Source organism: Pseudomonas sp., assembly GCF_030684895.1.
Lineage (GTDB): Bacteria > Pseudomonadota > Gammaproteobacteria > Pseudomonadales > Pseudomonadaceae > Aquipseudomonas.
Window position 1 is genome coordinate 1 of the sequence record NZ_JAUXXP010000006.1, and the last position, 5,141, is coordinate 5,141.

4 protein-coding genes and 1 pseudogene are annotated in these 5,141 nt (G+C 59.8%); 3 read left to right on the plus strand and 2 right to left on the minus strand.

Annotated features, from left to right (window positions below; translation table 11 throughout):
- Positions 1 to 347, minus strand: a pseudogene (locus Q8M42_RS00980) (SAM-dependent methyltransferase); the annotation flags it as partial.
- Between the two features lie 74 nt (positions 348 to 421).
- Here Q8M42_RS00980 and gloB point away from each other — a divergent pair.
- Together gloB and Q8M42_RS00990 are read left to right on the plus strand one after the other, a co-directional pair.
- Complete coding sequence (gloB, locus tag Q8M42_RS00985; RefSeq protein ID WP_304869292.1) at positions 422 to 1,195, plus strand: hydroxyacylglutathione hydrolase; 774 nt, start codon at positions 422 to 424, stop codon at positions 1,193 to 1,195.
- 98 nt (positions 1,196 to 1,293) lie between these two features.
- A complete protein-coding gene (locus Q8M42_RS00990; RefSeq protein WP_304869294.1) occupies positions 1,294 to 2,871 on the plus strand; it encodes a LysM peptidoglycan-binding domain-containing protein in 1,578 nt (525 codons plus the stop codon).
- On the opposite strand, the gene Q8M42_RS00995 is transcribed toward Q8M42_RS00990, so the two are convergent.
- The gene (locus Q8M42_RS00995; RefSeq protein ID WP_304869296.1) at positions 2,872 to 4,296 is read right to left on the minus strand and encodes an HDOD domain-containing protein; all 1,425 of its coding nucleotides are present in this window, start codon (positions 4,294 to 4,296) and stop codon (positions 2,872 to 2,874) included.
- Positions 4,297 to 4,463: 167 nt separating this feature from the next.
- Here Q8M42_RS00995 and Q8M42_RS01000 point away from each other — a divergent pair.
- A partial coding sequence (locus Q8M42_RS01000; protein ID WP_305282967.1) for an ABC transporter substrate-binding protein occupies positions 4,464 to 5,141 on the plus strand: 678 nt, incomplete at its 3' end.

The window sequence follows — 5,141 nt, forward strand, 5'->3', positions numbered from 1 at the left end:
AGCAGACCATGGGGCGACAGGCTGAAATCCAGACCATGCTGCACCACCACCACATCGGCGGCATGTTCGGTCAATGGCCAGGATTGCTCCTCACAAACGATCTCTACGCCCTTGAACGGCGCCCCCAGACGCACACTGCGCTGAATCTGCTGAGCATCCGGCGGCGTATCGGCAGCTGGGCCGTAATGCACCAGATAGCCACCAAAGAAACGCGCCAGCTCTTCTTCCAGCAATTGCCGCTCCTGCGCCAGCAGCAACTGCCCGAGTGGGCCGCTCAGCCAACTGCGCGCGGCACCGATAAGGTCGAGCCATTCACTGTCTGCGAGGGCAAAAGGGTGATCGGACATAAGAAATACCTGCATAGCCAGCGCTGCCATTGCACCCTAAGATGCACCTTTGTGCCCCGCTTAGCGACCCACCCATGATTAAAATCGACGCTCTGCCTGCATTCTCCGACAACTATATATGGCTGCTGCAAGACGCCGAACAGCGCCGCTGTGCAGTTGTTGACCCGGGTGACGCCGCGCCGGTAGAAGCCTGGCTGACGGCCAACCCCGGCTGGCAGCTGAGCGATATTCTGGTCACCCATCACCATTTCGATCACGTCGGCGGTATTGAACGACTGAAGGCAACCACCGGCGCTCGGGTATTGGGCCCGGCCAATGAAAAGATCCCTGGCCGTGACCTGGCGCTGCGCGACGGCGACCAGGCCGATGTACTGGGCCAGCGTTTCGATATCTATGAAGTGCCTGGTCATACCCTGGGGCATATCGCCTATATCCAGCCCGAGCAGCACTGGCTGTTCTGTGGCGACACATTGTTTGCGGGTGGCTGTGGTCGGCTGTTCGAGGGCAGCCCCGAGCAGATGCACCACTCGCTCAGCCGCCTGGCCGCCCTCCCCGAGCAGACTCAGGTGTTCTGCACCCATGAATACACCCTGAGCAACCTGCGCTTTGCAGCGGCAGTTGAACCGGACAATCGAGAAATCCAACAACGTCTGGCGCAGGTCAGCCAATGGCGCGAAGCCGGAACAATCAGCCTGCCGTCATCGATTGGCCTGGAGCGTGCCACCAATCCTTTTCTGCGCAGCGCACAACCGTCGGTCGAAGCCCGTATCACTGAGCGCGAAGGGCCCGCCAGCCGCTCACCCGTGCAGGTGTTCGCAGCTTTACGCGCCTGGAAGGACCATTTCTAAACCTCGACAACCACACAAAAGACTGGTTAAAACTTGACCAAGGGCAGACTGATTCCTAGAATCGCCCGACCTTTTCGCCGGGAAGTACACCGCCGCCAATGCCCCTACCACCACGCAAGACCTTGAATTTAAAGGCATTGGCACAAAGCGCTCAGGCGCTTGTGGTGATCATGTGCATAACCCTGGCCGGTTGCCAGACCAGCAAGCAATACCGCCCTGACAGCGGCCGTGACACCGACCGCGCGGTCGGTCTTGAGCAAGAGCCGCAATGGCTAAACAGCAGCGTGGCGCCAGCCCCCGAAGAGCCCAAAGACATCTGGGAGCGGGTACGCAACGGCTATCAACTGCAGGACAACATCACCCTAAACCCGCGTATCGAGCAGCAGCGCCTGTGGTTCGTCAGCAACCCTGCGTTTATCGAGAAGGCCGGCGAGCGCAGCAGCCCCTATATCCACTTTATCGTTGAGCGCTTGGAACAGCACAACATGCCGATGGAGCTGGCGCTGCTGCCGATGATCGAAAGCTCCTACAACCCCCTGGCCTACTCACCGGCCAATGCGGTCGGACTGTGGCAGTTCATCCCATCGACTGGACGCAACTTCAACCTGCGCCAAACCAACTGGTACGACGGCCGCCGCGATGTCATGGCCTCGACCGATGCGGCGATCAGCTACCTGACACGCCTCAAGGAAATGTTCAACGGCGACTGGTTGCTGGCCCTGGCGGCCTATAACGCGGGTGAAGGCCGAGTCAGCCGCGCGATTGAGCGCAACGAAAAGCTCGGTTTGCCGACCGACTACTGGAACCTCTCGCTGCCCACCGAAACCCAGAACTACGTGCCCAAACTGCTGGCCCTGGCGCAAGTGGTAATGACACCGCAAGCCTATGGCGTCAGCCTTGACCCGATTGCCAACGAGCCCTATTTCGAAAAAATCGTATTCAAACAGCACATGGATCTCGCCCGCGTCGCCGCTATGGCCGATCTGGATGAAGACGAACTCTACCTGCTCAACCCTGCGTTCAAGAAAGGCGTAACCCTGGACGGCCCGCAGCACCTGCTGGTACCGGCCGACAAGGCCGAACTATTGACCGCCAACCTGTCACTGATGAAACCCCAGGAGCGGGTCGACTGGCAGCAGTACCGGGTGCGCTCAGGCGACAGTCTGCACAGCATCGCCAACCGCTATCAGCTGACGGTGAACACCCTCAAGGACATCAACAAGCTCTCCGGCAACAACCTGCGCACCGGTCAATTGCTGAATATTCCCGCGCAGCCAGGCCTGCCCAGCCGTGAACCGCTGTTCCAGCGCAGCGTCGCATACAGCGCGCCAGGCCGTACCTACCGGGTCAAAGATGGCGACAACCTCTGGCAGATCGCCAAGAATCACCAGGTTGCCGTCAAGGACGTGCAGCGCTGGAACAAGCTTTCCGGTAATAGCCTGCAGGTCGGCCAGGTACTCACCCTGCAAGCAGGCACAGCCAGCAGCGGTGGTAGTGGCAGCAGTGGCAGCGCGCCCCGGCAGAGCGCAACCTATTACAAGGTGCGCCAGGGTGACTCGCTGTACCTGATTGCCAAGCGCTTCAAAGTGCCGATGAAGAGCCTGCAGACCTGGAACCCGAAAGCCGGCAAAGCGCTCAAGCCAGGACAGACCCTGACGCTCTATAGCCTCAACTGATCAGGCCCTCTTGCTCATCGCCTCCAGGCAGCGCCCGGTCAACTGGGTAAAGCGCTGAAAGGCGACAAACTGCTCATGCTTCAACGCCCGCCCCGATACCCGACTGTCGGCATACAGCAAGCCAATTTCGCGGGTGCCGGCCAACAGCGGTGCGATAAAGAACATGCCCTGCCCCAGGCGTTGGCGAATCGGCTGGGTGACCAGCTCATTAAGGTTGTAGCTGGCCGGCACGCCCATCCATAGTGCTTCTTTATTGCGCAGCGCGTAACTGAAAATATGCGGCTGCTCTTGCTGCGCTACGGGCAAAACGAAGTCATGGCTCCAGCCCTCGGTGCCTTCGCCAATCACCCGTTTGGCGCGAAAACAGCTCTGCCCGTCGGCCAGCACCACCAGCATGATGCGCTCCAACCCCGCCCCCTGATGCAGGCCCTTGAACAGCGTATCGAGCACCAGACCGAGATCGCCGCGGCGCGAAACCATCAGCCCGAGATCCTGCAACGCCTGCTGCAAAACCAGCAGATTAGGCTGCAACAAGCGCGCCTTGCGCTGCTCCTGCTGCAGACGGATCTGTTCCGGGTCGGTATTGGGGATCAGTTTGCACAGCTGGCTGGCACCGAAGGTCGCCGCCATTTTCACCGTTTCCTCGGCGCTGGCCAGCACCTGCTGCATGGCTTCCTGCGGGGTCACCCCGATAAAGCTGGCCAACTGGCCAACCAGTGCCTCCATAACCGGGGTATCCCAGCCATCCAACGCTGCCTGACTGATCTTCGCCCCCAGGGTCACGGCTTTGACGGCTGGGTCATTCTGACTGGTCGACTGATGCGCCAGGCTAACCGTGTCGCCCAGGTTCCAGCTTTTCACCAGCGCCAAACTCAACTGGCGAAAACTGGTGCCGAGCAGCTGCATCACCACTTCATCTTCATCGACACCTGGCTGAGCCAGAGCACTGGCCAGATCATCCGCCGCATCACCGGCGCAGCCCCAGAACGCCAGCTCACCAACGTTATGCAACAAGGCGGCGATAAACACTTCCTCGTCATTTTTTGTCAGCACGTAGCCGGCGATATTGCGCGCCTGCACGGCGGCATGAAACGAGCGTGCCAGCAGCTCAGCAAGCTGATCGCGGGAGCTGCGCGCCAGCAGGCCGTCGATCAGGCTGACCGACAGGCCGATCTGCCGTACGTTGTCGAAGCCAATCAGCACAATGGCCCGGGAAATGGTGCGGATAGGCTCTTGAGAGGGGTTGTAATACACACTATTGCCGATACGCAGCACCTTGGTGGTCAAGGCCGCGTCGCGCAGCAAGACATCTGCCAGTTGCTGCACAGACGATTTGTCGCCCAGGGTCAAACGATGCAGATCCTGCACCACCGCGGCCAGGGCGGGTAATTCGGCTTGGTTGAAGCGATCAATCCATGACTGCAAACCATGGCAGGCTGTTACCAAAATGATGCCCTCGCAGTGGATAGCTTGAGTGTAGTCAAAGTGCCGCCGTCGACGGCTGTCGAGCCTACCCTTTTTCCAGCCGATACAAGCTGTTAATGTGCCTGACCAGCAGCCCACAAGACGCCACGGATCGGATATTTCACTTGATACGTCCCCTCCTCTCGTTACTTCTCTGCATGGCCATCAGTTCATCTGCCTGGGCCACTTTGTATAAAAGCCACGGTTACGCCCAGTTTGGCGAACTGAAGTATCCCGCCAGCTTTACCCATTTCGCCTGGGTCAACCCGGAGGCGCCCAAAGGCGGCACGCTGCGGATGATGGCCAACGGCACCTTCGACACGCTCAACCCCTACACCCTCAAGGGCAGCAGCCCGATCAGCAGCGCCAACTTTCTGCAATACGGCGTCAACGAGCTGAATGCGCCGCTGATGGTCGGCACTGGCGCCTATGACCCTTCAGGTGATGAGCCCGCTTCCAGCTACGGGCTGATCGCCGAGTCGGTGGAGTACAGCGATGATCGCAGCTGGGTGGTGTTCAACCTGCGCCGCGAAGCACGCTTTCACGACGGCAAACCGATCACCGCCTACGACGTAGCCTTCTCTTATCGCCTGCTGCTCAAGGAGGGTCATCCGCAATACCGCACCAACCTGCAGGAAGTAAAACGGGTCGACATCCTTAATCGCCACAGCATCCGCTTTGTACTCAAACGTGCCGGCAACTCCCTGCTGATCCTGCGCTTAGGCGAATTGCCGGTGCTACCGCAGCACTATTGGAAAGACCGCGACTTCAAGGCCACCACCTATGAGCCGCCGCTGGGCAGCGGC